Source organism: Streptomyces sp. WAC04114 (assembly GCF_019733245.1).
Classification (GTDB): Bacteria; Actinomycetota; Actinomycetes; order Streptomycetales; family Streptomycetaceae; genus Streptomyces; species Streptomyces massasporeus_A.
In genome coordinates this window covers 1-26,799 of sequence record NZ_JAIGQA010000054.1, presented here as the reverse complement: position 1 = coordinate 26,799, position 26,799 = coordinate 1, and the positions used below count along the sequence as shown (strand labels likewise).

General features: G+C 72.4%; 25 protein-coding genes. 12 read left to right on the top strand and 13 right to left on the bottom strand.

Annotation, left to right across the window (positions count from 1 at the left end):
• Nucleotides 1-355: 355 nt before the first annotated feature.
• The gene (locus tag K4G64_RS16825; protein ID WP_190895949.1) at nucleotides 356-853 is read left to right on the top strand and encodes a peptidylprolyl isomerase; all 498 of its coding nucleotides are present in this window, start codon (nucleotides 356-358) and stop codon (nucleotides 851-853) included.
• Nucleotides 854-931: 78 nt separating this feature from the next.
• Here the strand turns inward: K4G64_RS16825 and K4G64_RS16820 are convergent, their stop codons facing one another.
• The 12 genes from K4G64_RS16820 to K4G64_RS16765 all read right to left on the bottom strand — a co-directional run bounded on the left by K4G64_RS16820 (nucleotide 932) and on the right by K4G64_RS16765 (nucleotide 15,538).
• The gene (locus K4G64_RS16820) at nucleotides 932-3,703 is read right to left on the bottom strand and encodes a hypothetical protein (RefSeq protein WP_221756849.1); all 2,772 of its coding nucleotides are present in this window, start codon (nucleotides 3,701-3,703) and stop codon (nucleotides 932-934) included.
• 187 nt (nucleotides 3,704-3,890) lie between these two features.
• Nucleotides 3,891-5,186 carry a sulfate adenylyltransferase subunit 1 gene (locus K4G64_RS16815; protein WP_221756848.1) on the bottom strand — a complete coding sequence of 432 codons (1,296 nt, stop codon included), beginning with the start codon at nucleotides 5,184-5,186 and terminating at the stop codon, nucleotides 3,891-3,893.
• A 2-nt stretch (nucleotides 5,187-5,188) separates the two neighbouring features.
• Complete coding sequence (gene cysD, locus K4G64_RS16810) at nucleotides 5,189-6,127, bottom strand: sulfate adenylyltransferase subunit CysD (RefSeq protein WP_221756847.1); 939 nt, start codon at nucleotides 6,125-6,127, stop codon at nucleotides 5,189-5,191.
• Nucleotides 6,124-6,735: an adenylyl-sulfate kinase gene (cysC, locus tag K4G64_RS16805; RefSeq protein WP_221756846.1), complete on the bottom strand. Its 612-nt coding sequence runs from the start codon at nucleotides 6,733-6,735 to the stop codon at nucleotides 6,124-6,126. The genes cysD and cysC overlap by 4 nt, the downstream gene beginning before the upstream one ends.
• Complete coding sequence (locus tag K4G64_RS16800) at nucleotides 6,732-7,589, bottom strand: 3'(2'),5'-bisphosphate nucleotidase CysQ (protein ID WP_308122408.1); 858 nt, start codon at nucleotides 7,587-7,589, stop codon at nucleotides 6,732-6,734. The genes cysC and K4G64_RS16800 overlap by 4 nt, the downstream gene beginning before the upstream one ends.
• A complete protein-coding gene (locus tag K4G64_RS16795; protein WP_308122407.1) occupies nucleotides 7,586-8,932 on the bottom strand; it encodes a DegT/DnrJ/EryC1/StrS family aminotransferase in 1,347 nt (448 codons plus the stop codon). Before K4G64_RS16795 ends, K4G64_RS16800 begins: the two co-directional genes overlap by 4 nt.
• A complete protein-coding gene (locus tag K4G64_RS16790) occupies nucleotides 8,929-9,945 on the bottom strand; it encodes a BtrH N-terminal domain-containing protein (RefSeq protein WP_221756845.1) in 1,017 nt (338 codons plus the stop codon). Before K4G64_RS16790 ends, K4G64_RS16795 begins: the two co-directional genes overlap by 4 nt.
• Nucleotides 9,945-10,577, bottom strand: a complete 633-nt coding sequence (locus K4G64_RS16785; protein ID WP_308122406.1) for a hypothetical protein — start codon at nucleotides 10,575-10,577, stop codon at nucleotides 9,945-9,947. The genes K4G64_RS16790 and K4G64_RS16785 overlap by 1 nt, the downstream gene beginning before the upstream one ends.
• On the bottom strand, nucleotides 10,574-11,512 hold the full coding sequence (locus K4G64_RS16780) for a GNAT family N-acetyltransferase (RefSeq protein ID WP_221756844.1): 939 nt from the start codon (nucleotides 11,510-11,512) through the stop codon (nucleotides 10,574-10,576). Before K4G64_RS16780 ends, K4G64_RS16785 begins: the two co-directional genes overlap by 4 nt.
• On the bottom strand, nucleotides 11,509-12,867 hold the full coding sequence (locus tag K4G64_RS16775) for a M20/M25/M40 family metallo-hydrolase (RefSeq protein ID WP_221756843.1): 1,359 nt from the start codon (nucleotides 12,865-12,867) through the stop codon (nucleotides 11,509-11,511). Before K4G64_RS16775 ends, K4G64_RS16780 begins: the two co-directional genes overlap by 4 nt.
• A complete protein-coding gene (locus tag K4G64_RS16770; protein ID WP_221756842.1) occupies nucleotides 12,864-13,652 on the bottom strand; it encodes a thioesterase II family protein in 789 nt (262 codons plus the stop codon). The genes K4G64_RS16775 and K4G64_RS16770 overlap by 4 nt, the downstream gene beginning before the upstream one ends.
• Entirely contained in the window at nucleotides 13,649-15,538 is a 1,890-nt protein-coding gene (locus tag K4G64_RS16765) for a non-ribosomal peptide synthetase (protein ID WP_221756841.1), read from the bottom strand. The genes K4G64_RS16770 and K4G64_RS16765 overlap by 4 nt, the downstream gene beginning before the upstream one ends.
• A 707-nt stretch (nucleotides 15,539-16,245) precedes the next feature.
• Here K4G64_RS16765 and K4G64_RS16760 point away from each other — a divergent pair.
• The gene (locus K4G64_RS16760; RefSeq protein ID WP_221756840.1) at nucleotides 16,246-16,872 is read left to right on the top strand and encodes a response regulator transcription factor; all 627 of its coding nucleotides are present in this window, start codon (nucleotides 16,246-16,248) and stop codon (nucleotides 16,870-16,872) included.
• Nucleotides 16,873-17,196: 324 nt separating this feature from the next.
• Here K4G64_RS16760 and K4G64_RS16755 read toward each other — a convergent pair whose 3' ends face one another.
• Nucleotides 17,197-17,940 (bottom strand): sulfotransferase family protein, encoded by a 744-nt coding sequence (locus K4G64_RS16755; RefSeq protein ID WP_221756839.1) that lies wholly within the window; start codon nucleotides 17,938-17,940, stop codon nucleotides 17,197-17,199.
• Between the two features lie 247 nt (nucleotides 17,941-18,187).
• Between K4G64_RS16755 and lysW the strand changes: the two genes are divergently transcribed.
• The 10 genes from lysW to K4G64_RS16705 all read left to right on the top strand — a co-directional run.
• Nucleotides 18,188-18,352 (top strand): lysine biosynthesis protein LysW, encoded by a 165-nt coding sequence (lysW, locus tag K4G64_RS16750; protein ID WP_221756838.1) that lies wholly within the window; start codon nucleotides 18,188-18,190, stop codon nucleotides 18,350-18,352.
• A 2-nt stretch (nucleotides 18,353-18,354) separates the two neighbouring features.
• Nucleotides 18,355-19,251, top strand: coding sequence for a RimK family alpha-L-glutamate ligase (locus K4G64_RS16745; protein WP_221756837.1), 897 nt, complete (start codon nucleotides 18,355-18,357; stop codon nucleotides 19,249-19,251).
• Entirely contained in the window at nucleotides 19,248-20,267 is a 1,020-nt protein-coding gene (argC, locus tag K4G64_RS16740) for an N-acetyl-gamma-glutamyl-phosphate reductase (protein WP_221756836.1), read from the top strand. Before K4G64_RS16745 ends, argC begins: the two co-directional genes overlap by 4 nt.
• A 68-nt stretch (nucleotides 20,268-20,335) precedes the next feature.
• Nucleotides 20,336-21,154 carry a [LysW]-aminoadipate kinase gene (locus K4G64_RS16735; RefSeq protein ID WP_221756835.1) on the top strand — a complete coding sequence of 273 codons (819 nt, stop codon included), beginning with the start codon at nucleotides 20,336-20,338 and terminating at the stop codon, nucleotides 21,152-21,154.
• Nucleotides 21,151-22,254, top strand: coding sequence for a M20/M25/M40 family metallo-hydrolase (locus K4G64_RS16730; protein WP_221756834.1), 1,104 nt, complete (start codon nucleotides 21,151-21,153; stop codon nucleotides 22,252-22,254). The genes K4G64_RS16735 and K4G64_RS16730 overlap by 4 nt, the downstream gene beginning before the upstream one ends.
• Nucleotides 22,251-23,123, top strand: coding sequence for a transketolase (locus K4G64_RS16725; protein WP_308122404.1), 873 nt, complete (start codon nucleotides 22,251-22,253; stop codon nucleotides 23,121-23,123). The genes K4G64_RS16730 and K4G64_RS16725 overlap by 4 nt, the downstream gene beginning before the upstream one ends.
• Complete coding sequence (locus K4G64_RS16720) at nucleotides 23,120-24,055, top strand: transketolase family protein (RefSeq protein WP_221756833.1); 936 nt, start codon at nucleotides 23,120-23,122, stop codon at nucleotides 24,053-24,055. The genes K4G64_RS16725 and K4G64_RS16720 overlap by 4 nt, the downstream gene beginning before the upstream one ends.
• Nucleotides 24,056-24,296: 241 nt before the next feature.
• A complete protein-coding gene (locus tag K4G64_RS16715) occupies nucleotides 24,297-24,515 on the top strand; it encodes an MbtH family protein (protein ID WP_221756832.1) in 219 nt (72 codons plus the stop codon).
• On the top strand, nucleotides 24,512-24,838 hold the full coding sequence (locus K4G64_RS16710; RefSeq protein ID WP_221756831.1) for an acyl carrier protein: 327 nt from the start codon (nucleotides 24,512-24,514) through the stop codon (nucleotides 24,836-24,838). The genes K4G64_RS16715 and K4G64_RS16710 overlap by 4 nt, the downstream gene beginning before the upstream one ends.
• A 4-nt stretch (nucleotides 24,839-24,842) precedes the next feature.
• Nucleotides 24,843-26,799: condensation domain-containing protein (locus K4G64_RS16705; protein ID WP_221756830.1), on the top strand; the 1,957-nt coding region annotated here is incomplete at its 3' end.

The window sequence follows — 26,799 nt, the reverse complement described above, 5'->3', positions numbered from 1 at the left end:
CGTCATCCCTCCGTCTCGTCATGCTCGACGTGTCCCGTCGTAGGTGTGACGGGAGCGGGCGGGAAAACTCATCACCAGGGGCCGGTCGGCCCGGCTGTGCCTCATCTCATCCGGAGACCGGCCTGCACCAGTCTCATGCGCGGCGGGCCACGCCGAGAAGGAAGGCGGCCCGCGTCGCCGAGCTCGTGCAGCCCGCTGGGCCTCGCACGTCCACGCCGGGGTCCGATCTCGCACGGGGTGTCGCGAGACCCGGCACGGCGTGCCGCTTCGGGAGGAGCTGGACGTACCAGCGGTGCGGGGCCGCATTCGAGATGCGCGTGACGCTCCTGAGGGTGGCGGATGACAGGATGGGGGCATGACTATCAAGGTTTTCTTCGACATCACCATCGACGACGTTCCCGCCGGCCGGATCAACATGAACCTGTTCGACGACGTCGCCCCCAAGACCGTGGAGAACTTCCGCGCGCTCGCGACCGGCGAGAAGGGCTTCGGCTACAAGGGCTCGTCCTTCCACCGCGTCATCCCGGAGTTCATGCTCCAGGGCGGTGACTTCACCCGTGGCGACGGCACGGGCGGCAAGAGCATCTACGGTGAGAAGTTCGCCGACGAGAACTTCACCCTCAAGCACACCAAGCCGGGCCAGCTCTCCATGGCCAACGCCGGCCCGAACACCAACGGCTCGCAGTTCTTCATCACCACGATCGTGACGTCGTGGCTCGACGGCAAGCACGTCGTCTTCGGTGAGGTCGCCGACGAGAGCAGCATGGAGGTCGTGCGCAAGATCGAGAGCTACGGCTCGCAGTCCGGCCGCACCAAGGCGAAGATCACCATCGCCGACTCCGGCACTCTCTGACGAGACGTAGCCGCGTGCGGGGCCCGGACGTACCGGACCCCGCACGAGAGGGTACTCACGGACCCTCGTACCTCGTGCCTACGGCTTGTCGAGCACCGTCCCCGTCAGAACCGGCCTGTCGGGCAGCGGCTCGGCGTTGCGGTCGGTCAGTGCGAGGCGCATCGACTCGGCCGGCTCGGCCGCCTGGTCCCGTACGGTCGGCACGACGAAGTCCACGCCGGTGCTGCCGGGCGGGATGTGCAGCCACACCCACAGATCAGCCTCGGACAGCGGCCGCTCGGGGTCGGCCGCGCCGCCGGACCATTCCTTGAGCCACTGCGGGTCCACGTCCTTGGTGGACAGCTCGGCGCCCTCGGTGACCGGAAGCACCCGCACCGGCTCGTAGAGGTCCACCGCGACGGGCGCGTCCACGGACAGTCGCCAGGTCAGCGTCTCTCCCTCGGTCACCCGGTCCGCGACCGGCGACAGGGTGATCACCGGCTCGGGGTCGTCGTTCTCGACGGTGACCCCGCCCCGATGCTTGCCGACGACGGCGCCCCGGACGGCCTTGACGGCGATGTCGTGCTCCACGTCCTCGCCGTAGGCCGTGTCGCCCTTCACCTCGACCGGCACGTCGATCGCGTGGCTGCCGGGCCGTACGGTGACGAGGCGGCTGCCGGCCCGGCCGCTGTCCGGGTCGAGGACGTACACGCGGACCTGTCCGCTGCCGCGCCCGGAGATCTCGACCGGGATCCGGTAGGTGCGGGCGCCCGAGTCGCCCTCCTTGACGGTCGTGCGGCCCACGTCGACACGGGGCAGGGTGGCCGCCTTCACCGCAGGAGTGCCGGGTGCCCAGCCCCAGGCGTCCATCAGCCAGGCCCGCCCGGCCCGCGAACGAGACGTCATTTCCAGAGACTTGACGTGCCTGAGGTCGAGTCCGGCCCGGGTCGCGGCCGACAGCGGGACGCGCAGCTCCTGAGCCCAGTGGGAGGCGGTCCTCGCGGAGCCCGGGAGTCCGTCCACCCGGACCGAGCCCAGCTTCACGCGGCGGTTGGAGGAGTCGGTGACGGACACGTCGAACCTCGTGCCGGACGTGTTGGGCGGTACGAAGACCCGCAGCGCGAGTTTCTGGGAGCCGCGCAGGGAGACTGGCTTGGCCGAGGTGACACGCGCGGCCCTGCCCGGCGTGGACCACTTCAGGTCCACGGCGCTGCGGCCGGTCTCCCGGTCCGTCTCCCACGACGCGAAGTGCGGTGAGGATCCGGGAGTCTGCGGGTTCAGACAGGCCACGGCCGGGTCCGGGTCGATCGCCGCACACAGCCGGGCGCCGGTCACCTTCGCCCCACCGTCCGGCAGGAAGCCGGCGCCGCGACGGCCGCCGACCGCGTGGGTCAGCACCCGGGCCGGGTCCGCGGACGGGGCCCGCTTGCCGGAGCCGTCGAGCAGCGGACGCACCCGGTCGTCCCCGGCGAGGAAGAGCCGGGCCGCGGCGGCGATGTACGTCGCGCCCGCCTTGTGCTGCTGGGCGGCGGTCAGCCGGGTCGCGGCACCCGGCGCGCACACCGGGTCCGCCGGCTGCTCCGGGTCGGTCCCGAAGTCGTCCCGGGCCGGTGCGACGGCCTCGCCCGGGGTCCACTCGCTGTTGAAGTAGTTGTGGTTGGCGCCGACCATGTAGACCGCGCTGTGCAGTGCCGTGCCCCGGCCGATCCCCCGCGTCCCGTCGACGAAGTCCTCGCCCTGCAGGTCGGAGACGTCACCGTCGCAGCCCGGCAGCAGGGTCACGGACGGCACGTCGGCGACCGGATTCTGACCGAAGATCGTCGGTCCGATGAGCACCGTGCCGCGCACCTTCCAGCGCACCGGGCCCCGGTAGCCGTCCTCGGCGGTCGGCGGCCGGTAAAGGCTGTCCATGGCGGCCCGGTTGACGCCCTCGCCGCCGCGCGAGTGGCCGACGAGCAGGACGCGGGAGAGGTCCGTCTTCGGCGCCCGGCGTACGACGGCCGGGGCGGAGGAGCGATGGGCGGTCCAGTCGGCCCAGCGGGCGAGGTGCTGCCGGACCAGCGAGGAACGCGCCTGCGCGCCGGCGTCCTCGGCCTCCCAGTCCTGAGCGTTGATGCCGTTCGCCGAGATCGACACCGTCACATAGCCCTGGGAGGCCAGCAGTCGCTGGTCGCGCAGATAGCCCAGGTGGCTCGGGATCGGCTTGTAGCCGTCGGCGCAGGGCCAGTCTCCGGTCACGTCGTCCTCGGAGCCCGGCTTGTAGCAGGTGGCGTGGCGGCCATGCAGGAACAGGGCGAGCGGCCGCTTGCCGGCGGCGCCCTTCGGTGCCACGACCTCGGCGGTCATCTCCACCGGGGTGTCGAACCCGGGCAGGCGCACCGGGTCGAGGTCGTACTTCCCGGTGACCGTGCGGTACGAGCCGGGCTTGCCCGGGTCGACGCCGCCCGCCGGCGCCTGCGCGGGCGGCCGTGCCTCGCGCGAGCCGGACTCGTGCGGGGCGTCGGCCGCCACGTCCAGCCGCCGCCCCGCGGCCGTCACCTGGAGATTCCTCAGCTGCTGGGGCCGCGACTCGTCGAGGGCGAGCCGGAAGGTCCGCCCGTCCTTCGCCGGCTTCGGCACCCCGAGCAGCCGGTCGCCGGTACGGAACTCGACCCGGGCGTCCCCCATGGGCACGGCCTTCGGCGCCCGCCAGACCAGCTCACGCTCCCCGCCCTCCCCGCCGATCCGCCACCCGGGCGGAAGTGGGTTGTCGTCCGTCGCGCTCAACAGTCCCGATTCTCTCGCCTGTTCCGCCTGTGCCGGTCCGGGCGAGCCCGCCAGGGCCGCCAGCACCGCCACGGCGGTCACACATATTCGCCGGGCACGGATCAATGGTCCTCTCCTCAAACCCCGTGCGCAGACGTCCCGTCGGTTCCGGGCGTCTCTCGCGTCACGTAGGAGGGAGGAGAGATGGCTGTGGGTTGTCTGTGGAGCGGACGCCGAGGGCGGGCAAGCCGTGATCAAGCCAAGGCAGCGGATCCGGCAGGACCCCGGCCGGTCATGAGCAGGCGCGCGTGCCTCAGGGCCCGGCCATCCCCGCGGTGAGTGTCATGCCGTCACCGGGATCGATCAGCAGGAACGAGCCCGTACGCCGCGAGTCCGCGTAGCTGTCGAGAGCCAGCGGTTCGGCGACCCTGATCCGTACCCGGCCGATCTCGTTGGTCACGAGGCTGTCGGGGTGGTGGCTCCGGGACAGGTCGTCCAGGTCGAGCCGGGACGTGATCTCGTCCACGACCCCCTTGACCGTCCTGGTGGTGTGTTTGACCAGGACCCGCTGACCGGCCGTCAGGGGCCGGTCGGCCACGTGGCAGACCGTCGCCCGGACGTCCCGGGTGAGGAGAGGGGCGTCGTCGGCGGGCACGATGAGGTCGCCGCGCGCGATGTCGACGTCGTCGTCGAGGAGCAGCGTCACCGAGCGCGGCGCCGACGCCGTGTCGACGGGCTCTCCCAGCAGGTCGATACCGGCGATCGTGCTGGTGGTGCCCGAGGGCATGACGACGACCCCCTCCCCCACCCGGAAGGTCCCGGCCGCTATCTGCCCGGCGTATCCCCGGTAGTCCGGCAGGTCGGGCGTCCCGGGGCGGATGACGTACTGCACGGGGAACCGGGCGCCGCACGCCCGCGTGTCCGGGTCGACGGCCACCGTCTCCAGGTGCTCCAGCACGGTGGGGCCGCCGTACCAGCTCATGGCGGCCGAGCGGTCCACCACGTTGTCTCCGGCGAGCGCGGAGACGGGGACGGCGGTCATCTCCGGGATGCCGAGCGCGTCGGCGTAGGCGCCGAACTCCTCGGCGATCGCCGCGAACACCTGCTCCCGGTAGCCCACGAGGTCCATCTTGTTGACGGCGAGCACGACGTGCGGCACGCGCAGCAGGGCAGAGATGGCGGCGTGCCGACGGGTCTGTTCGACGACGCCGTGGCGGGCGTCCACGAGGATCACCGTCAGGTCCGCGGTGGAGGCGCCGGTGACCATGTTCCGGGTGTACTGCACATGGCCGGGGGTGTCGGCGAGGATGAAGCGCCTTCTGGGGGTGGCGAAGTAGCGGTGGGCGACGTCGATGGTGATGCCCTGCTCGCGCTCTGCCCGCAGCCCGTCGGTGAGCAGGGCGAGGTCGGGCGTCTGCTGCCCACGGCCCTGGGAGACGTGCTCGATCGCCTCCCACTGGTCCGCCAGGACGGACTTGGAGTCGTGGAGCAATCGGCCCACCAGGGTGGATTTGCCGTCGTCGACCGAGCCCGCCGTCGCGAAACGCAGCAACGTCCCGGATACGGGGTCGGCGAGGTCGGCCACGGTACGAACGGTCGATACGGTCATGGCTAGAAGTACCCTTCCCTCTTCCGGTCCTCCATGGCGGCCTCGGAGAGCTTGTCGTCGGCGCGGGTGGCGCCCCGTTCGGTCAGCCGGGAGGAGGCGATCTCCGCGATGACGGCCGCGAGCGACGTGGCGTCGGAGTCGACGGCTCCGGTGCAGGACATGTCGCCGACGGTCCGGTAGCGCACGAGCCTTGTCTCGACGCGCTCGGACTCGGCGGGTCCTCCCCAGGCGCCCGAGGTGAGCCACATCCCGGACCGCTTGAACACCGGGCGCTCATGGGCGAAGTAGATGCCGGGGAGTTCGATGCCCTCCCGTGCGATGTACTGCCAGACGTCCAGTTCGGTCCAGTTGGAGATCGGGAAGACGCGGACGTGTTCGCCGGGTGCGTGGCGGCCGTTGTAGAGCTGCCAGAGTTCGGGGCGCTGGCGGCGGGGGTCCCACTGGGAGAACTCGTCGCGCAGGGAGAACACCCGCTCCTTGGCGCGGGCCTTCTCCTCGTCGCGGCGTCCGCCGCCGAAGACCGCGTCGAAGCGGTGGTGCTGGATGGCCTCGGTGAGCGGGACGGTCTGCAGGGGGTTCCTGGTGCCGTCGGGGCGTTCACGCAGGGTGCCCGCGTCGATGTAGTCCTGGACGGAGGCGATGTGCAGGCGCAGACCGTATTTCTCGACGGTGCGGTCCCGGTAGTCGAGGACCTCGGGGAAGTTGTGTCCGGTGTCGACGTGCAGCAGGGGGAACGGCACGGGGGCCGGTGCGAAGGCCTTCAGCGCCAGGTGCAGCATCAGGATCGAGTCCTTGCCGCCGGAGAAGAGGATCACGGGCCGTTCGAACTCGCCCGCCACCTCTCGGAAGATGTGCACGGATTCGGCCTCCAGCGCGTCCAGGTGCGCCGGGGCTCGCTGGGTTGCGGTGTCCGTGGTGACGGGCCGCGCGGTGGTTGTCATAGGAGACCCCTCTCCTCGAGATGTGCGTGGACGGCTGCCACGGACTCGGCCACGGTGAGGCGCTGCGTCGGCAGGCGCAGCTCCGCGGCGGCCGGTTCCTCGTACGGGTCGTCCACGCCGGTCAGTCCCGAGATCTCTCCCGCCGCCTGCCGGGCGTAGAGCCCCTTCACGTCGCGCGCGGAACACACCTCGACGGGTGTGGCGACGTGGATCTCCACATACGGTGTGGCCGAGGCGGCGTGTCGGCGGCGGACGGCTTCCCTGCTGTCCGCGTACGGCGCGATGACCGGGACCAGGGCCAACACGCCGTTGCGTGCCAGCAGTTCGGCGACGAAGCCCATCCGCTGGACGTGGGTGTCGCGGTCCTGCCGGCCGAAGCCGAGTCCGGCCGACAGGAAGGTGCGCGCCTCGTCGCCGTCGAGGACCTCCACCCGCCGGCCCTCGGCTCGCAGCCGGTCGGCCAGCGCGTTTGCGAGCGTGGTCTTGCCCGCGCTGGGCAGGCCCGTCAGCCACACGGTGGCGGCCTTCGCCGCCGGATTCGGGGCCGTCTCCGCGTGGTCGGTCACACGGGCGGTAGCGGCAGCGCTGTCGGTATCGGTATCGGTCATGAGGGCGTCTCCGTCGCAGCGGGGTTCACGTGGGCGAGGGCGGCGAGGATCCGGTCGCGGTCCTCGGGGTGACAGACGACGAGATCGGGCAACCACGGGCGGGCCTGGTTGTAGCGCAGGGGCGAGCCGTCGATGCGGGACGCGTGGAGTCCGCGGGCCATGGCGACGGCCACCGGCGCGGCGGAGTCCCATTCGTATTGGCCGCCGGCGTGGACGTAGGCGTCTGCCGTCCCCTCGATCACGGCCGCGATCTTCACCCCGGCCGACCCCATGGGGACCAGCCGGGCGTCCAGGAGCCGGGCCAGGGGGGCGATGAGGGCGGGGGGCCGGCTACGGCTGACCGCGAGTCGCGGCCCCCGGCCCGGCTCCTCGGGCCGGCGTCCGGTGCGGGGCGTCGGTTCCGTGGTGAGGACGGTGCCGCGCGCTGGCAGGGCGACGGCCGCCGCGGTCAGCCGTCCCTTCTCCCACAGGGCGACGTGCACCGCCCAGTCGTTCCTGCCCTCTTCGGAGAACTCCCGTGTGCCGTCCAGGGGGTCGATGATCCAGACCCGGGAGGCGTCCGGCCGGCTGCTGTCGTCGGTGCCCTCCTCGGACAGCACCGCGTCGGCCGGCCGGTGATGCCGCAGGGCGGCGGCGAGGTGGCGCTGCGCCCCCGCGTCGCCGATGCGGGCGAGGTCGCGCGGTTCGCAACGGGCGTGCTCGGCCCGTAGAGCGAGCAGGACGTGTCCGGCTCCGGCCGCAAGCTCGGCCGCCAGAGCAGCGTCGTCGGCGATGCGCGGTGTGCCGGCGGGCGGCGGGTCGGTCCGCGGGAGGACGGGTTCCGCCGGGCTGAAGGGGGTGCTGCCGCCGCTCACCACGGTGCCTCGTCCGTCTGCTCCCAGGGTGCCCGGTAGGGCAGGTCCCGGGCGTAGCGGACCAGGACGTCCGGCTCTTCCCAGACCTTCCGCACGGCCTGGGCGTACAGGTCCAGCAGGGGCTGCGCGTCGGGGTGCAGGTGGGCCTTCTGGATGACGAAGGAACTCTCGATCACCCGGCAGGTGGCGGGGGTGTCGTCGGGGCTCCAGCCCTGTACGGCCCGCAGTGCGTCCGGCGGGTAGCCGACGGTGGTGGGGGGCCGGCGGAACACGGGCTGGGCAGGCAGGGGCAGGTGCTGGTACGTGGACGCCGGAACGCCCTCGGCGCGCATGGCCCGGACGACGGCGGCCCGCAGCGGCCCCGCCATGCCGGCGGGCAGCCCGAAAGCCTCCGGGGCGAGACGGAAGCGCAGGATGTGCCAGGCGTGGGTGCGGTCGTCGGGGGCGCTCGGCACCAGCAGGCCGGGCAGGTCGCGCAGCCGGGCCAGGAAGGTGCGCACATTGGCGTCCCGGGCCGCCGCCTCGTCCGGGAAGCGGCTCAGCTGGCTGCGTGTGAACGCGCACTGCGGCGCACTGGGCTTGTGGTTCCAGCCCATGGTGTGCGACACGTACTGGCGCGGCTTGTCGCTCTCGATGACCTCGCCGAACTGACGCAGCGCCAGGGCCCGGCGGTGCACGTCCGGGTCGTCGGTGTTGACCAGACCCCCTTCGCCGCAGGTGGCGAGGTTCTTGCTGACGTTGAGGCTGAAGGAGTTGACCAGGCCCAGGGATCCGACCCGCGCACCGCGGTAGGTCGCGCCGTGGGCCTGCGCGGCGTCCTCCACGACGGGGATGCCCAGCGGCCGGGTCAGGGCCAGGATCTCGTCCATGTCCGCCGGGAGACCGTGGAGGTGGACCACGACGACAGCCCGGGTACGGGGGGTGAGGGCGGCGGCCACGCGGGCCGCGTCGGCGTTGAACGTCTCCGGGTCGATGTCGGCGAACACGGGGATCGCCCCGATGTGGAGCGGGGCGATGCCGCTGGCGACGAAGCTCAGTGCCGGCACGACGACCTCGTCGCCGGGCCGTACCCCGGCGGCGGCCAGGGCCAGGGAGAGCGCGGCGGTGCCGTTGCTGACGGCCAGCGCGTGCTCGGTACCGACGTACTGGGCCCATTCCCTTTCCAGCGCCGGGATCTCCTCCTCCCCCGCGGCGGCCGCGGTGAACGCGCCGCTGCGCAGGCTGCGCAGGACGGCCGCTTCGTCGTCGGGTGTCACACGGGGCCAGGCCGGGATGCGCCGGCCTCGGGGAACGCTGCGCGGCCCGCCGAGCATGGCCAGGCGCGAGTCGACGGCGGCGGTCACAGTTCCTCCCGCAGATCGCTCATGGCCGACAGCACCCGTTCGTGGTCGAGCAGCAGATCACGATGACGTCGGGCCAGACGGTCCGCGGACACCTCGTGCCCGCGGGTGAGGGCGGCCATGATGCGTACCGCGGTCCAGTGGTGCGCGAGGCGTTCGACGTCCCGGCCCAGTTCCGTCAGGGCGGGGGTGAAGAGCCGGGCACCCGTGGTGCGCAGCCATTCGGCGTGCAGCGCGGTGCTCGCCAGGGCGGCGCCGGCCACGATGAACAGTTCGTCCGCCACGGGCTCCGCCGCGCTGTGCCGTTCCTCGATGTCCGTCAGGAAGGCTGCCATGCCGGGCAGTCCGGCGTAGTCCGGTCCGACGTCGCCGGTCGTGAAGCCCTGGTGGTTGTGGCGGAGCGAGGCCGCGACGGCAGAGCGGTCGGAGGCCGGGAGGGGTTCTCCCAGGCGGGGTTCGAGCCACCGGTGGGAGATGTCCTGGTCGGCGAAGAACATGTCCCGTCCGTGCTCTGCGCGGTTGCCCGAGCCGCGGGCGGCGCACAGGACGGACTGGGGGATGTCACCGTCGAAGCGGGGCGGGACGGTGTCCATGACCCGGGCGGTGCCGCGCTCGTCGTCGAAGCCGTACACGATGATCAGGTGGTTGGCGTGCACGTCCTGGTAGGCGGGGCGGAACGGCAGGCAGTGGTTGTCGACGGCGACCGCCACCGGTGTGCCCCGGAGCACCGCCTCGCGCACCTGCCGCCATCCGTCGTCGGCGTCCAGGGGCCGGTGCCAGACGCTCTCCACCCGGTGGTGCGGGGCCAGGGCGCCGAAGAGGGACTGGTCGGGGGCCAGGGGCAGGTAGTACTCCTCGCGCCGGAAGTCGCCCGCGCGATACTGGAAGTGCCATCCGGAGCCGAGGGCGTCGAGCGGAGCGTGGCCGGCTTGGGCGAGAAGGGTGCCCGCGCAGGCGTGCAGGCATCCGGCGAGGTCGTGGCGCCAGGGGGTGACGCGGTCCAGGACGACGCGCATCAGGCCACCTGCCCGTCGGGCCGGGCGGCGGGGCCGCACAGGGTGAGGGCGAAGACGTGGATCGCCGGGTTGTCGGGCAGGTGGATCCCGGTGAGTTCGGCCTCACGCGGCACGGGGACGCGTACCCGCCACACGGACGGGCTCATGTCGCGCTGGATGTGCCGCGGGTAGTGCATGACGGGGAAGGTGATGCCCGTCGTGAAGCCGAAGTGGGGCGGGGTCTGCGGCCAGAAGTCGGGCACCCGGAGCCATTCGGGGTCGGTGGTGCCGTCGGCGAAGTGCAGGTGCAGCACGTCCTCGGTGCGGCGTTCACCGGCGGCGAGCAGGTAGATCCAGTCGTACCGGCCCTTCGGTGCGTCCAGTCGCTGCCCGGCGCAGCGCAGGTTGTCCGGCCCCGTGAGCTGGGCGGGGAAGCGGAAGGGCACTCCGCCGACGTCGACCGTGCCGTCCGGGTCGGCCGGCGGGAGGTGCTGCGCGGGGAAGGTGTTCGACCAGACGTTGAAGGCTCCGGCGCCGAGGTCGTCGGGGCGGGTGATGCCGGTGTTGTCCAGGTGGGGTCGTAGGTCGAGCTGCGTCGGCACGGCGGTGGGTGGGGCGTACGCGGGCGCCGCTACCGTCGGATCTGCGGTCACGGGATCATCTCCTCACGGACGGATGGCACGGCCCGGACGGGCGGCCGGGGCGCGATCCGGGTCTCACGGCCCGGGTTGTAGCGCCAGACCGCGAACCGCCACGGGTCGGCGGTGCGGGGCATGACGTGCGCCGGGACGCGTTCGCGGGGACCGGCGTAGCGGGTGATGTGCGGGTCGAGCCGCAGCCCTCCGGGGCCGGGGGGTGCGCAGGAGCGGCCGGCCGGCTGCGGGTCCATGTGGGCGTCGGTGCCCGCGTAGCGCAAGGGCGTGCCGGGGCCGAGGTGAGCGGCCAGTGTGTGTGCCGCGCCACGGGCCGCGTCGGCGACACCGCGGTGGTGGCCGGTGACCGCGTACACCTCCCCTGCCAGGGCGAACCAGTTGACGGTGGGCCGCGGCGCGGGCCAGATCCAATCCTCGGCGAGGGGCGCCGGGACGGCCGGGGAGCCTGGGCTGCGTTCCATCACCAGTTCGCTCAGCGGTTTGCCGGGCCCCGGTTCCAGTCCTGTGACGTGGTAGCCCAGGCGGGCGTAGAGCGGGGGCAGTCCGCGTTCGACGACCGCGTTGAGGCGGAGGGCGGGGATGCCCCGGTCGGCAGCGGCGCTGTCCAGCGCCGACAGCAGGAGGCGGCCGACTCCGCCGCCGCGCAGGGCGGGGTCCACGACCACCCGGTGGACGCACCAGGCTCCGTCGTCCGTCCCGGCGACCCGCATCGCCCCGGTGACCTCAGCGGAGGGTCCGAGCGCGATCCACAGCGCGCTTCCGGCGGCGAGTTCGTCGAGGAGCCGCGCCGACTCGTCTGCGGCCCCGTCGGGGCGCGGCAGCCCGGCGATCTCCCCGGTGTCCGAGAAGGCCCGTCGGGTCAGCGTGGCGACCCGGTCCGCCCAGCGGCGGGCCTCCGTGCCCGCCCCGGTGACGGTGAGGACGCGGCCGCTCACCGGTATCGCCTCAGCAGCGTCTCGAAGCAGTCCGCTCCAAAGCGCAGCGCGTCCACCGGGACCCGTTCGTCGGGAGTGTGCAGCAGCCAGCGGTGCGGGGCACCGGCCGGCAGGAGCAGCGGAGTCCAGCCGAAGCAGGTGATGCCGAGCCGGGCGAAGAGGCGGGCGTCGGTCGAGGCCGTCGTCATCATCGGGACCGGTACGCCGCCGGGGTCCTTCTCGGCGAGGATGCCGGCCAGGGTCTCGTAGAAGCCGTCGAAGGCCGGTTCCGGCATCTCCTCGCCGAGCACCAGGACTTCCGCGTCGAGCGGAAAGCCGACCAGCTCCGAGAGGTCCTTGACGAATCGTTCCGGCGGGTAGGGGCCGGGCAGCAGGCGGCCGTCGAGTTCGACGGTGATCTCGGCCGGCAGGACGTTGGTGGTGACGCCTCCCCGCAGCACCGTCGGGTTGACCGAATGGCGTACGACCGAACGGAAGTACTGGGCGTCGCGGGCGGGCAGGGCGTCCAGCGCGGCGGGGTCGGCGGGGTCCTCCCTCAGTCGTGCGCACGCCGCGGCCGCGGGGCCGGACAACCTGCTGTGCAGTGCGGTGAGGAGGCGCTCGACGACCGGGGTGACGACCGGTGGCAGTCCGCCGGGCTCCAGGGCGGACAGGAGGCGGGTCAGCCGGCGCACGGCGGTGTCGGCGCCGGCGACCCGCGAGCCGTGTCCGGCCGGTCCCCGCAGGGTGACGCGCAGCCAGCAGGCCCGCTTCTCCGCCACGACGACGGGGTGGACGCGCAGCGTGCCGTCCAGGTCGAGCCCCGCCCCGCCCTCCTCGCCGATCGCGTAGCGGGCTCCGTCGAACAGTTCGGGGTGCTCGCGGAGCAGGTACGAGGCGCCCGCGGTGCTGCCGGCCTCCTCGTCGCTGACCACGGCCAGCACGATGTCTCCCGCCGGCGGCTCCTGGCCGCTGCCGAGGCGGTGCAGGGCCGCCGTCATCATCGCCAGCGGTCCCTTCATGTCGACCGCGCCGCGCCCCCAGATCTCCTGGCCGCCGTGGCCGTCGGGTACGAGGTCGCCGCTGAAGGCGGGCCTGCTCCAGGGCTGCCCCGCGGTGGGGACGACGTCGGTGTGGGCGTGCAGCACCAGGGGCGGCGCCTCCCCCCGTCCCTCCAGCCGGGCCACGAGGTTGGGCCGGTCCCGGTCGCCGGACACGACGCGGGTGTGCAGCCCGGCGTCGGAGAGCTGGTCGCGCAACCACATGGTGCACGCGGCGGTCTCGCCGGGCGGGTTGGTGGTGTCGTGGCGGATGAGGCGGCGGGTCGTCTCGACCACGTCGGCGATGACGAGGGACTGCCTCGCGGGGGCGCTCATACGCTCCCGCCCTCGGCGGCCGGATGCGGCGAGGCGGCCACCAGGCGCGTGGACGCCGCGGCGAGGTCGGCCTCGACGAGGTCGAGCAGGGGGCCGGGGGCGGCCATGAAGGAGTGGTGGTCGCCGTCCATGTCGACGAGGCGGAACTCACCGGTGCAGGCGGACCACGCCTGCATGTCGGAGCGCGGTATCTCCGGGTGGTGCCGCCAGTGCAGGGCGGTGATCGCGCTCGGAAGCGGCTCGGGCGCCGGCATCGTGTAGTGACGGCTCGCCTCCAGGTCGCCTTCGAGTACGTCCAAGGCCATGTCGAGCAGGAGCGGCGAGGGCTCCTGGCCCAGTGCCCGGGCGATGCGGCTCAGCTCGTCCGTGAGGCCCTGCCGGTCCAGGTCGAGGAACCGGTCGCGGGGGCACTGGTGTGGCGGGACCTGCGCGGAGACGTACAGGCGCTCGGGGGCCGGCAGCCCGTCATGCGCCAGGCGGCGGGCGGTGGCGTGGACGGGCAGGCTCGCGGCACAGTGCCCGAAGAAGGCGCACGGCCGATCCAGGTACGGCTCCAGGGCGGCCGCGGCCTCGGCCGCGAACTCCTCGAAGGTGGCCGGGTGCGGCTCGCGCACCCGGTTCTCCCTGCCCGGCGGCTGGAGCACCACCACGTCCGTCGTACCGATGTGCCGCGGCCATGCGGCGTACATGGAGGCGCCCATGCCGCCATAGGGAAAGCAGAAGAGGCGGGTGGCGGCCTCGGGGTCCGGGTCGCGCAGCAGCCAGCGGGAGCGGGGCACGGTCATTCCTCCTCGGAGGGGGCGTCGTCGGAAACCGCGGCGGCGAGACCGGTCACGGTCGGGTCGAGGTAGAACTGGCGCATCGTCATGTCGATGCCGTGTGCGGAGTTGACCTGTTCGACGATGCGCACCGCGAGCAGGGAGTTGCCGCCGAGCTGGAAGAAGTCGTCGTCGACGCCGATGCCCTCGACGCCGAGGACCTCCTGCCACAGGGAGGCCAGTTCCCGGCCGAGCGGGTCGTCGGGCAGGCGCAGGGGGGCGTCCAGGTCGTCCGGTCGCCGCCGGGTGCGAGGGCGTTCCAGCTCGGCCCGGTCGACCTTTCCGTTCGCCGTGAGCGGCAGGGAGTCCAGCACGGTGACCGAGCCGGGCACCGCGTAGGACGGGAGGCGGTCGCGGAGCGCGGCCCGCAGCCGGACGAGATCGGGGGTGCGGCCGGGCACGGGCACGACGAACGCGGCCAGGATCTTGCCTCCGGGCGACGACTGCCCGACCACCACGGCGTCGGCCACCGTGTCGTCGGCGGTGAAGACGGCTTCCACCTCGCCCGGTTCGATGCGGAAGCCGCGGATCTTCAGCTGTTTGTCGGCCCGCCCCAGGAAGTCGATCACGCCGTCCGCGCGGCGCCTGACGAGATCTCCGGTGCGGTACATCCGCCGGCCGGGGCGCGCGGTGTACGGGTCGGGGAGGAACCGCTCCGCGGTGAGCGCGGGCCGGTTCAGGTAGCCGAGCGCCACTCCGGACCCGGCCGCGTACAGCTCACCCACGACGCCGTCCGGCACCGGTTCCAGGTGCTCGTCGAGCACGTACGCGCGGGTGCCACGGACCGCGCGGCCGATGGGCAGCGGCGACTCGACGGGTGTGCGGACCGTCCCACAGCAGGTGAAGGTGGTGTTCTCGGTCGGTCCGTAGCCGTTGACGAGCCGCACCCCGGGGAGGGCCGCGAGAACGCGCTCGGCGTGGGCCGGTGACAGGACGTCACCGCCCGCGAGCAGCGTGCGCAGCGAGGTCATCTCGGCGACGGGGCCGTCCGCCATCTGATGGAAGAGGCCGGCCGTCAGCCAGAGGATCGTGACCCCTTCCCTGGCGACGCCCGTGGCCAACTCCCGCAACGACGGCTCGCCGGGGGGTTGCACCACGAGGGTGCAGCCGTTGCACAGGGCTCCCCAGATCTCCAGCGTGGAGGCGTCGAAGGCGAGCGGAGCGAAGAGCAGGAACACGTCGTCGGCGGCGATGTCGAGGTAGTCCGGCTCCACCACCAGGCGGGTCACACCTGCGTGCGGGACGGCGGCGCCCTTGGGCCTGCCCGTGGAACCGGAGGTGTAGGCGACGTAGGCGACGTCGTCGGCGCCTGCGCGCACGTCGGGGGAGGTCGGCGAGCACCGGCGGATCACCTCGTCCTCGCCGTCCAGGAGGACCGTCCGGTGGCGCCCGGCGAGGTCACCGGCGAGCTCCGCCCGCGTCACGACGGCCCGGGCGCCGGCGTCGGCGAGGACGTCGCGGCGCCGCGAGGCCGGGTACCGCAGGTCCAGGGCGAGGTAGGCCGCCCCGCACTTGAGGATCGCCAGCAGTGTGACGACCACTTCGACCGACCGCTCCAGGTTCACGCCGACCACGTCGCCGGGGCGTACGCCCGTGGCCATCAGATGGTGGGCGAGCCGGTTGCTCCGCTGCTCCAGTCCCGCGTAGGTGAGGCCGGCCCCGCTCTCCCCGGCCATGCGGACAGCGGTCGACCCGGGGCGGCGTGCCGCCTGGGCGGCCACCAGGTCGTGCACCACCCCTCGGAAGCCGTCCTCGTCGCCCGGCCATCGGCCGTCGGGAGACTGCTGCGTGCTCCGGGTGTCCTCGTACGCCGGGCTGTCGCCGCCCGCCTGTCGATGTGTGGTCGCTGTCATCCCCACTCGCTCCCGTCACGCGCGGCCGATGCCGCGAGCGGCCTTCGAGGCCGCGAGAAATGAGTTCGATCAGGACGCTAGGCGTGGTGAGGGGCGCGGACCAGCAACAGGACCGCGCTTCTGCCCGAGGGCCGAGGAGCACGGTGATGGCACGGGTCAACGCTGCGCTTACACCGACACGAATGAGCCGTCCGGCATGAAGTCCGGCCGTCGTCACCGAAATAGCAAGTCAGCCGGGGATGAGGCCGATTGCGCGGCCTCGACGCAGCGCAAAAATCCAGCCAGTTGGAAAAGATCATGAAACTTGCACGATGCACATGTTTGTCGACTGCTCTCCCGGAAACACGACAGGCCGCCCTTTGCCCTGTCGAAGCGCCGGATGCGCGGAGAGGTAAGTCCACTTGTCCGTCGCACCTCCGCCTGGAAGCACACCCCCGAACGGACGGACGCAGGTATCGTGGCGAGCACGGGAAAAACATCGGGGGACGCCGGCCAGCGCTGCCCGAACACCGCACCGACGAGCACACTGCAACCCAAAGTGACGAACAGGGGAAACCGCGTTGGGTACCTCAACCGCTGTGCACGATGGGCTTCACAACAAGGCAGAAGAAGACGACTCGGGAGTCTTACAACGAATCCGCTCCACGAATCCACTGACCCCGCACAGTGCGACGCAGCGCATTCTCGTCTGCGGCCGCCTTCCCATCATGCGGGACGCGATATGCGATTTCATCCGCAGTGAACCGGACATGGAGGTCGTCGGCGCGACGGACAGTGGCATGGACGCCGTGTCGCTGGCGCGTACGGCCCATCCCCATGTCGTCATCACGGAACTGGACCTGTTCAGCCTCTCCGGGGTCGGGCTCATCCAGAGGCTGCGCCAGGACGAGCACGGAGCGGCGCCGCGCGTCATCGCGTTCACCCTGGGCGTGGACGACGAGATGCTCACCCGGATCATCCATGCCGGCGTCAACGGCGTGCTCGCCGAGAGCGCCACCCGGCACGAGGTCGTCGCCGCCGTGCACGCCGCTGCCAAGGGCCACATGTCCCTCGCCCCCCAGCTCGCGCAGCGCCTGATCGAATGGTTCCGGCTGAACAACGGGCACTTCGACGAGCGGCTGCGGCAGTCGGCGAGGTCGCTCACCTCCCGCGAGCGCGAGGTGCTGAGGCTCATGGCGCGCGGGCGCACCATGGAGTACATAGCCCAGAAGCTGTGCATCGAGATGACCACTGTGCGGACGCACATCTACCGCATGCGCACCAAGCTCGACATCCACGACCGGGCCCAGCTGGTGGCGTTCGCCTACCGGGCGGGTCTCATGCAGGCCGCCTGAACACGGCGTTGACCGGAGCGCCCCTGCGGCTCGCGGGGACGGCGGCTCGTGCACGTGTCCGCGCCGGTCGTGGACGGAACCGATCGCCGTCGGGAGACGGGCGGTCGGTTCAGGCGTGTGCGCCGGTCAGCCGCGTGCGGGAGCGGAAGTCGCAGCTCTCCGGTCCCCGGCCCACGCCCACAGTGCGGCGACGGCGCTCTCCGGTCACCGGACCCCCGTGCGGCGACGGCGCTCCCCAGTCTCCGGCTCCCCGTGCCCCGACGGTCGCCGGCACGGGCCCGTACCTCACCCGCGACAGCGACCGCCGGCGCCGCTTCGGCTCTCTCACGGCTGCGCGGGCAGGGCCTCCGCCAGCAACTTCTCGTAGAACGGCAGGTGGTGGCGAAGATATCCGCCCAGCCTTTCGTCGCTCTCCACGTCGACCGCGTAGGCGTTCTCCTTGGTGTGCACGCCGCTGCTGGCGCTCGCATCGCGGTGCCAGCGGGCCGACGGCGCCCACTCCTCGCGCTCCCCGCTGTTCCAGGTGAGCGCCTCGGCGTCGTAGGGCAGCCCGACCGCGTCGCAGTAGGCCCGGACGGTCGCCTCCGGCCGCTGCGCGAACCGGTCGCCGTCAATGACCAGGGGGGCGCGTCCGGTCGCCTCCCGTACCGCCTCGTACAGCTCGTACAGGGTTTCGAACCCCAGCTGATGGAGTTGCACGTCCGGGTTCAGGGCGTGGTACGAGGCGATGGTCTTCTTCGGATGCCGGATCAGGAACGTGTGCACGGCGTCGCGGGCGAGGAAGTCCTGGTCGGCCAGCACTCCGGGGTACCGCTCGTCGGTGGTGTCCTTGAAGAAGACCCGGCGCTCCCGGTTCAGATCACGCAGCGCCGCCATGAGTTCGGCTTCCGTGGCCGTCTGCCGCCCCTCCACCTCGCACCTGCCGAACTCGGCCAGGTAGGAGAACGGTTCGTGCACGACGCCCAGGTCGCCGCGCTCCCCCATCACCCGGAAAAAGGCCGTGGACCGGCTCCGCGGAACACTCCACAAGGCCAGCATCGGCTTACCGGCGTTCCCTTCCTGCGTCATACACCCTCCACGATTCGTCGACGGAACTTGCACATCGGATGGATGGTATGTCCCGATCGGTGGATGGCGGACCCCCGGAACGTCAGGTGCACAGGACGGCTTACCCGTTGTCGTCACTGTGTTGAGGGTGGCATTGATTGTTCCACCTGGTGCGCATTCCACAGCCGGGAACGGGGCGGCAGAATGTGCCGAGGAAGACCGACAGGCACGGTCTTTCACGCCTTCTCGAAATGAACGGAGAGCGAGCATGACTTCCTGCCCGGAATGCAATGTCGGAATTTCCGCACCGAACGTCTCGGCGGTCAGCGAGATCGTCGAGTGCGGGGACTGTCACAGTGAACTCGAGGTCGTCGGCGTCAGCCCACTGCGGCTGGCGCTCGCACCCGACATCGAAGAGGACTGGGGCGAATAGCCGTGCCGCAGTCGGCAGTACGCCTCGCGCTCGTCGCTTCCCGGATACGTTCCGACGAGAAGCTCCTGCTGGCCGCCGCGGAGAGGCAGGCGGTCCCTGTCACCGTGGTGGACAGCCGGACCCTCACCTGTGCCCTGGACGCGGGCCGGCCGGAGTGGGACCTCGCGCTCAACCGCGAGATCGGCTACGCCCGCGCCCTCTACGCCGCCCGCGGCATCGAAGCCGCCCACGGCACCGTCGTCAACAGCGCCCGCGCCACGGAGCTGTGCGGCGACAAGTGGCAGACCTCGGTCGCCCTGGCCGAGGCCGGGGTGGCCACCCCACGCACGGTCCTGGCCCTCACCCCCGAGGCCGCCCTGGACGCACTGTCCGAGGTGGGGTATCCGGCTGTCCTGAAACCGCTCGTCGGCTCCTGGGGGCGGCTGGTGACCCCGGTCACCGACGAGGCCACGGCCCGACTGGTCCTGGAGTACGTCTCCGCCCTGCCGCATCCGACGTCCCACATCGTCTACGCGCAGGAGATGGTGGACAAACGGGGTCGCGATCTGCGGGTCGCCGTCATCGGGGGCCGCGCCGTCGCCGCGGCCCACCGGTCGGGCCCGCAGTGGCGAACCAACGTCCATCTGGGGGCCACCACGCGGGCCTGTGCCCTCTCTCCCGAGCTGGACCGGCTGGCCGTCGACGCGGCCGCCGCCGTCGGCGCCGAGATCGCGGGCGTCGACATCGTGGAGGACGCCGACGGCCGGCCGTTCGTCCTCGAGGTCAACCACGGGTTCGAATTCACCGGTCTCCAGGAGAGCCTGGGGCGGACCCTCGACGTCGCCGGGGAGATCGTGGCCCATCTGACGGAGCGCTCACAAGCGCCCCGGGGCCTCGACGCGCGGGGAGCGGCCGCGTGATCCGGGTCGGCGTGGTGGGCGGGTCCGGTTACATCGGCGGGGAGTTGCTGCGCCTCCTCCTCGGCCATCCGCACCTGTCCCCGGTGTCCACCATCTCGAGCAGGTTCGCGGGGAAGCGGGTGGACGGCGTCCATCCCAACCTCCGCGGCCTGACCGAGCTGACCTTCTCGCCGCCGGAGCAACTGGATCACTACGACGTCCTGATGCTGGCGACCCCGCACCGGGAAACCATGGGCCGGATGCGGGAGTACCTGCGGCGGGCCGACGTCCTGGTCGACCTGTCCGGCGACTTCCGGCTGCGCGACCCCGCCGTCTACGCCCGCCACTACGGCACCGAGCACTGCGAACCCGCCCTGCTGGGGCAGTTCATCACCGGTCTGCCCGAGCTCCACCGCGGCGAACTGCGCCACGCGGACCGCATCAGCGTGCCCGGGTGCATGGCCGCGGCGGGCATCCTGGCCCTGCATCCGGCGGCCCGTGCGGGACTGGTGAAGCAGCCCGTGACCCTGGACGCCCGGACCGGGTCCAGCGGGTCGGGGGCCGCGGCCGGCTCCGCCAACCTGCACGCCGAACGCAGTGGCGCACTGCGCGTGTTCGCCCCCACCTCGCACCGGCACAGCGCCGAGATGGAACAGGCCACCGGCCTGTCCGTGAAGATGACGGCGACCGGCGTCGAGGCCGTGCGCGGAGTCCAGGTCGTCGCCCGCGTGACCCTGGAGGAAGGCGTGGACGAGCGTGCCCTGCGGGCCGCGTACCGGGAGGCCTACGCCGACGAGCCGTTCGTCCGTGTCGTCGCGCAGCGGCGCGGAGGCTACCGCCTGCCGGAACCGAAGATCCTCAACGGCAGCAACTTCTGCGACGTGGGCTTCGCCGCCGACGGCGCGGACGCGGTACTCGTCGGAGCTCTCGACAACCTGGTCAAGGGCGGTGCGGGCAACGCGGTGCAGTGCCTGAACGTGCGCTTCGGCTGGCCCGAGCGGCTCGGCCTCGAATTCCCCGGCCTCCACCCGGCCTGAGTGTGCACCCCGCCCACAGCGACAGCGGTGCGCCCGCGCTGCGGACGCACCGCCCGGAGAGGGACAGCATGAGTGAGATCACGGTGGTCAAATGCGGCGGGAACGCCGCGGTCGACCCGGCGGCGTTGTGCTCCGACGTGGCCGACATGGTGCACGCGGGCCGCAGGGTCGTGGTCGTGCACGGAGGCTCTGCCGACATCGAGGACGTGGCCCGTTCGATGGACACCCCGTTACGGACGATGACCTCGCCGGACGGCGTCACCACCCGCTACACGGACGCCAAGGCCCTGGACATCGTCACCCTGGCACTCGCCGGGCGCGCCAAACCGCGGCTGCTGGGCGAACTGTGCCGGCGCGGTGTCACGGCCCTCGGGATGACGGGGCTGGACGGCGGGCTGCTGCGTGCCCGGCGCAAGAGGGCACATCGGGCACGCGTGGACGGCCGTCTGGTCGTGGTGCGGGACAACCACAGCGGGGTCGTCACCGAGGTGGACTCCGCCCTGATCGTGCGGCTCCTGGACGCGGGGGTCACCCCCGTCATCTCTCCCCCGGCGCTGGCCGAGGACGGACGGCCCGTCAACGCGGACGCCGACCGGGTCGCGGCCGCCGTGGCCGCCGGACTCGACGCCCGGTCCCTGGTGATGCTCACCGGGGCCCCGGGCGTCCTGGAGGACCCCGGCGACGACGCCTCGGTCATTCCCGTGTACGCCGTGGAGGGCGACGGGGCCGTGCCCCGCCTGGGAGGCGGCATGTCGATGAAGCTGGTCGCGGCACGGGACGCCCTGCGCAACGGGGTCTCGCGTGTGGTGATCGCCGACGGCCGGGTGCGCAACCCGCTTCGGGCCGCCGGGGCCACTCGGGTCGTACTGGCGGGAGGAGGCCGGTGAGCGTTCCCACCCGCGCCCCCGGGCGGCCGCCCGCACCACCGGACCACGCGGCGGTGGACACCCTGCACCGCTTCCTGCGGATCCCTTCGCCGTCAGGTGAGGAAGGGCCGATGGCGGCGGAGGCGGTCAGCGTGATGCGCGGCCTCGGCTACCGGGCCGGGACCGACGCGGCCGGCAACGCCGTCGGTGTCATCGGCACCGGGGACGGCCCCCGCCTCATGCTGCTGAGCCACATCGACACCGTCAGCGGGCAGATCCCGGTGCACCTGTCGGACGGGCGTCTCCACGGGCGCGGAGCGGTGGACGCCAAGGCCCCCTTCGCCGCCATGGTCCACGCCGGAGCGGCCCTCGGGCCGGGCTTCCCCGGCAGCATCACCGTCGTCGGGGCCGTCGAAGAGGAGACGCCCGGTTCCAAGGGGGCCGTCGCGGTGCGCGAGACGCACCGGCCCCCGGACGCGCTGGTCGTCGGAGAACCGAGCGGCTGGTCCACCGTCGTCCTCGGCTACAAGGGCAAGCTCGACCTCCGCTACCGCGTCACCCGGCCCCCCACGCATCCGAGCAATCCGGCGCCCAAGGCGGCCGAGCTCGCGGCGGAGTGCTGGCACAACCTCCTGGACCTGCTCGGCCCCGACAGAGGGCACGGCTCGTTCGGCCGGCCGGGCGCCACCCTGGTCGCCCTGCACGGTGATCCCGCCGCGGCCGAGGCGGAGTTCGACGTGCGGATCCCGCCCGGCTTCGACACCGACGCGCTCGTGCGGGCGTTGCGCGACCGCACCCCGTGCGGCGAACTGACCGAACTGCAAGTGGTGTCCGCCGTACGCACCACCCGGCGCGACCCGGTCGTGCGGGCGCTGTCCGCGGCCGTCCGGGCGCACGGTGGCAAGCTCTCCCAGAAGGTCAAGACCGCCACCTCGGACATGAACACCCTGGCCCAGGCATGGGACGTCCCGATGGCCACCTACGGGCCCGGGGACAGCCGTCTCGACCACGCCGACGACGAACACATCGAGATCGACGAGTACCTCAAGGGCGTCTCCGTACTGACCCACGCACTGCGGCGGCTCGCCACCGACGAGACACTCACCAGGAGCCGTACATGACCCTTTCCGTGGCCCATGCGCCCTCCATGACCGAACCGACCGAACCGGCCTGCGACGACCTGACCGCGGCGGCACTGCGCGTACGCGAACGCGTGCTGCGCCTGTGCGCCACGCCGGACGGCGCGCACGCGGGCGGTTCCCTGTCGGAGGTGGAGATCCTGCTCACCCTCTACCGCCGTGTCCTGCGGGTCTTACCGGAGCGGCCCGACGATCCGGACCGCGACATCTTCGTCCTGAGCAAGGGACACGGTGCGGCAGGCCTGTACGCCGTTCTCGCCGAGTGCGGGTTCCTCACCGACGAGGCCCTCGCCTCGTACGGAACGCCCGGCAGCCGTTTCCTCGCGCATCCCACCACCGTCGTCCCCGGTGTGGAGGCGGCGACGGGTTCGCTGGGGCACGGTCTGCCCCTGGGCGTCGGCTTCGCCCAGGCGGCCCGGCTGACCGGCTCCGCCCGGCGCTGCGTGGTCCTCACCGGTGACGGCGAGCTCCAGGAGGGATCCGTCTGGGAGGCGGCGATGGCGGCGGCGTCCCTGGGTCTCGACGCGCTGACCGCCGTGGTCGACCGCAACGAACTCCAGATCAGCGGCGGCACCGAGAGCGTCGTGCGCCTCGAACCGCTGGCGGATCGGTGGCGCAGTTTCGGCTGGACGGTCCGGGAGGCCGACGGCCACGACATCGACGCCCTGACCGAGGTGCTGTCGGCGCCGGCGGAGGGCGGCCGCCCCACGGCCGTCATCGCGCACACGCGCAAAGGACGCGGCGTCCCCGCCATCGAGGGCCAGACCAAGAGCCACTTCGCGAAACTCACCCCGCGGGCGTACGCACGCGCGGTGCGGTCCCTCCAGGGCACCGGGGAGGAGGCCTCATGACCGCCCCGGCAGCCCCGGCCGCGGCGACGCGTTCCGCCCGCGAGACGTACCGCGACGCGCTGGTGCGCCTGATGCTGGAGGACGAGCGTGTCGTCTGCCTGGACAGCGACACCGGACTGTTCTCCGGCGTCGACTTCGGCCCCGCTGCGGCGCGTTACGTCAATCTGGGCATCGCCGAACAGAACATGATGGGGGTGGCCGCGGGGCTGGCCCGCTCCGGCATGGTCCCGTTCGTCAACACCATGGCCGCCTTCGCCAGCACACGCGCCGTCGAGGCGGTCAAGATAGACATCGCCTACGCGGGACTGCCCGTGCGTGTCGTGGCCACCCATGCCGGGCTCTCGGCCGGCCATCTCGGCCCCACCCACCACTGCCTGGAGGACCTGGCCGTCATGCGGTTGTTCCCCGGGATGACCGTGGCCGTGCCGGCGGACGCCGACGCCGTGGAGAGCGTGCTGCACCAGGGCATGGATCTGCCCGGTCCGCTCTACGTACGGCTCGGACGTGCCGCCACCCCCGCCCTGCAGACCACCGCGCGGCCACCGCGTCTGGGCCGGGCCCAACTCCTGCGCACCGGGCCGGACATCGCCCTGGTCGCCTGCGGGCCCTACCCGGTGCGCTACGCGCTGGCCGCGGCGGACGCCCTGGCCGCCGACGGGGTGGAGGCCGCGGTCCTCAACATGCACACGGTGAAGCCGCTGGACACTGCGGCGCTGGCGGACGCGCGAGCCGTGGTGACGGTGGAGGAGCACTGGCGCAGCGGCGGCCTGGGCGGGGCGGTCTGCGAGGCGCTCGCGCCCCGCGGGGTGCGTGTCGCACGCGTGGGTGTGAACGACGCCTTCGTCTCCGAGTCCGGTCCGCACGAGTACCTGCTCGGCGGTGCGGGGCTCAGCGCCGACACGGTGGCCGAGGCCGCCCGCTCGCTGCTGTGAGCGAGGCCGGGCCCGGTCGCGGGCCCGGCCCGGCGGGCGGCCCTCAAGCGCAAGCCCCCGGGGGCCGGTTCGCTGTCATCTCGTGAATGACAGAGCGAACGGAACGCGCCCTCCGGCGTCAACGCCACGCTGCACTTGCGGCCGGCGCCCCCGCACGGGCCCCGCCCCCGTGCTTGCATCGACCTCAGACCCCCTCGCCCGGAGCGAGGGTCCGAACAGTTGCCCGCGAAAGGTGGCATCCATGACCCGTCAGACCGAAGAGACCTACTCCGTCGTCGTCAACGACGAGGAGCAGTACTCCATCTGGCCCGCCCGGCGCCCGCTTCCAGCCGGCTGGACCGCGGTCCCGCTGGACGGTGCCGGCACCGGCACCAAGGAGCGGTGCCTGGAGTACATCGAGCAGGTCTGGCAGGACATGCGGCCGCGCAGTCTGCGCGAGCGCGCGGAGGCAATACGGTGAGCGCCGCGACCGAGGGCACCACCGCGCTCGTGACGGCCCTGTGGGCGGAGACATTCGCCCGGCCGATCGCCGAAGTGGACACGGCGGAGGGCTTCTTCGAGGCCGGCGGCACCTCGTACCGGGCGCTGGCGCTGATGACCCGGATCCAGGAGACCTTCGGCGTGGGGATCCCCCTCGCGACCATCCTCACCGAGGCGACCGTGGACTTCCTGGCCCGGGAGATCGACGACCGGCGCAGCGAGGCACTGCTGGCCGAACTGGACGGCCTGTCCGACGAGGAGGCGGCCCGCCTGCTGGGCGCCGAAGACCGAGAAGGAGCGTGAGACGGTGGACGACGTCAACGACGCGCGCACCCGCACCCAGTCACCGGAAGCCCCGCAGCCGACCGCAGCGCCCCTGTCGGAGGTGAAGGAGAAGCTGCTGCGCATGCGGCTGGAGCGTTCCCGTACCCGCGAGGCCGCGGACACGCCGCTGCAGCCGGTCCCGCGCGACGGCCGGATACCCCTGTCCTTCAACCAGGAGTACCTCTGGTTCATCGACCAGATCACGCCGGGACTCCAGGTCTACAACGTCCCCTTGGTCCTGAGGCTGAGGGGCGACCTCGACTCCGACGCCCTGGGCGGTGCCGTGACCGCGCTGGTGAGTCGTCACGAGGCGCTGCGTACCCGGTTCGCGGCGGCGCACGGGGTGCCGTACCAGGTGCTGCCGCCGGCTCCCGAGCGTGTCCCGGTACCCTGCGCCGACCTGCGCGGGTTGCCCGGGGACGAGCGGGAGGCAGCCTCCCGCGCACGCATGCGCGAGGTGCTCAACGCCCCGTTCGATCTGGCGGAGGACCTGCTGGTACGGACCGAGCTGATCCGTCTCGCCGACGACGAGCACCTTCTCCTGCTCAGCGCGCACCACATCGTCGTCGACGGCTGGTCGCTGGGCAGGCTGGCCGACGAACTCTCCGCCCTCTACAACGCCTTCGTGCGGGGCGAGAGTCCCGAGCTGCCCGTGCTGCCCGTGCAGTACGCCGACTACGCCGCCTGGCAGCGCGCCGCGCTGAGCGGCGACCGGTTGGACAAGCATCTGGCCTACTGGACGGAGCGCCTCGACGAGCTGCCCATCCTCGACTTTCCGACGGACCGGCCGCGTCCCGGCGAGCGCAGCTGGCGCGGCCGTACCTACGAACGCCCGGTGGACGCCGCGACGTACGTCCGCGCGCGCGACCTGGCGGCCCAGGAGCGCTCCACCCTGCTGGGCGTCCTGTACGCCGCCTTCCTGGTGGTGCTCCACCGCTACTCCGGGCAGGACGACCTGGTCGTGGGCACGGTGCTCAGCGGCCGCACCCAACGCGAACTGCACCCTCTGCTCGGCTACTTCGTGAACAGCCTGGTGCTGCGTACCGATGTGTCCGGCGACCCTTCCGCGCGCGACCTCGTCGCCCGCGCGAACGAGAGCGCCACCGGTGCGCTCACCCATCAGGACGTGCCCTTCGGGAAGATCGTCGACGCGGTCCGCGCCGACCGGGATCCCAGCCGGAACCCCCTTTTCCAGGTGTCCTTCACGCTCCAGCCCGGCAGCAACAACGCCGCCTTCGCCTTCGACGGTCTGCACGCCGAGCGGATGCCCGTCGAGGGCGAGACGGCCCGCTTCGACATCGCCTTCCAGGTCGAGGAGCAGCCCGACGACAGCGCGGTCATCTGGATCGAGTACGCCACCGACCTCTTCGACGAGGAGCGCATGCGCGCGCTCGCCGATCACTTCGTCACCGTTCTGGCGCAGATGACCGAGGACCCGGATCGTCCCGTCGGCGACCTCGTCCTCCTGGACGCCGAGGCGTCGCGGGCGGCCCTGGCCCACAATCCGGAGCCGGCCCCGCACGACACGGACGGCATGCTGCTGCACGAACTGTTCGAGCGGCACGCCCGGCGAGACCCCGGGCAGGTCGCCGTCGTGCACGAATCCACCGAACTCACCTACGGCGAAGTGGACGAGGCGGCCGACCGGCTGGCCCGCACCCTGCGCGAGCGGCACGAGGTCGGTCCCGAGACGCTGGTCGCCGTCCTCCTCGGCCGCGGGCCGGACCTGCCCGTCGCCCAGTTGGGTGTGCTCAAGGCGGGCGGTGCGTGGCTGCCGCTCGACCCGGCCAACCCGACGGCCCGGCTGGCGTTCCAGATCCAGGACGCCGGAGCCGCCCTCCTCGTCGGCGCGGGTGAGACGCTGAGCGCGGAACTGCGCGACACGGTGGGCGTCCCCGTGCTCGCTCTGGACGACCCGGACACCACCGCCGCGTCCCGCC

What these genes read in the sequence shown, in the direction of transcription:
- K4G64_RS16755 (WP_221756839.1), bottom strand. Translation starts at nt 17,940, where the DNA reads ATGACGCAGGAAGGGAACGCCGGTAAGCCGATGCTGGCCTTGTGGAGT.
- cysC (WP_221756846.1), bottom strand. Translation starts at nt 6,735, where the DNA reads ATGACCGATACCGATACCGACAGCGCTGCCGCTACCGCCCGTGTGACC.
- K4G64_RS16815 (WP_221756848.1), bottom strand. Translation starts at nt 5,186, where the DNA reads ATGACCGTATCGACCGTTCGTACCGTGGCCGACCTCGCCGACCCCGTA.
- K4G64_RS16760 (WP_221756840.1), top strand. Translation starts at nt 16,246, where the DNA reads ATGCGGGACGCGATATGCGATTTCATCCGCAGTGAACCGGACATGGAG.
- K4G64_RS16825 (WP_190895949.1), top strand. Translation starts at nt 356, where the DNA reads ATGACTATCAAGGTTTTCTTCGACATCACCATCGACGACGTTCCCGCC.
- K4G64_RS16735 (WP_221756835.1), top strand. Translation starts at nt 20,336, where the DNA reads ATGAGTGAGATCACGGTGGTCAAATGCGGCGGGAACGCCGCGGTCGAC.
- K4G64_RS16720 (WP_221756833.1), top strand. Translation starts at nt 23,120, where the DNA reads ATGACCGCCCCGGCAGCCCCGGCCGCGGCGACGCGTTCCGCCCGCGAG.
- K4G64_RS16725 (WP_308122404.1), top strand. Translation starts at nt 22,251, where the DNA reads ATGACCCTTTCCGTGGCCCATGCGCCCTCCATGACCGAACCGACCGAA.
- K4G64_RS16765 (WP_221756841.1), bottom strand. Translation starts at nt 15,538, where the DNA reads ATGACAGCGACCACACATCGACAGGCGGGCGGCGACAGCCCGGCGTAC.
- K4G64_RS16715 (WP_221756832.1), top strand. Translation starts at nt 24,297, where the DNA reads ATGACCCGTCAGACCGAAGAGACCTACTCCGTCGTCGTCAACGACGAG.
- K4G64_RS16775 (WP_221756843.1), bottom strand. Translation starts at nt 12,867, where the DNA reads ATGAGCGCCCCCGCGAGGCAGTCCCTCGTCATCGCCGACGTGGTCGAG.
- cysD (WP_221756847.1), bottom strand. Translation starts at nt 6,127, where the DNA reads ATGACAACCACCGCGCGGCCCGTCACCACGGACACCGCAACCCAGCGA.
- K4G64_RS16770 (WP_221756842.1), bottom strand. Translation starts at nt 13,652, where the DNA reads ATGACCGTGCCCCGCTCCCGCTGGCTGCTGCGCGACCCGGACCCCGAG.
- K4G64_RS16790 (WP_221756845.1), bottom strand. Translation starts at nt 9,945, where the DNA reads ATGCGCGTCGTCCTGGACCGCGTCACCCCCTGGCGCCACGACCTCGCC.
- lysW (WP_221756838.1), top strand. Translation starts at nt 18,188, where the DNA reads ATGACTTCCTGCCCGGAATGCAATGTCGGAATTTCCGCACCGAACGTC.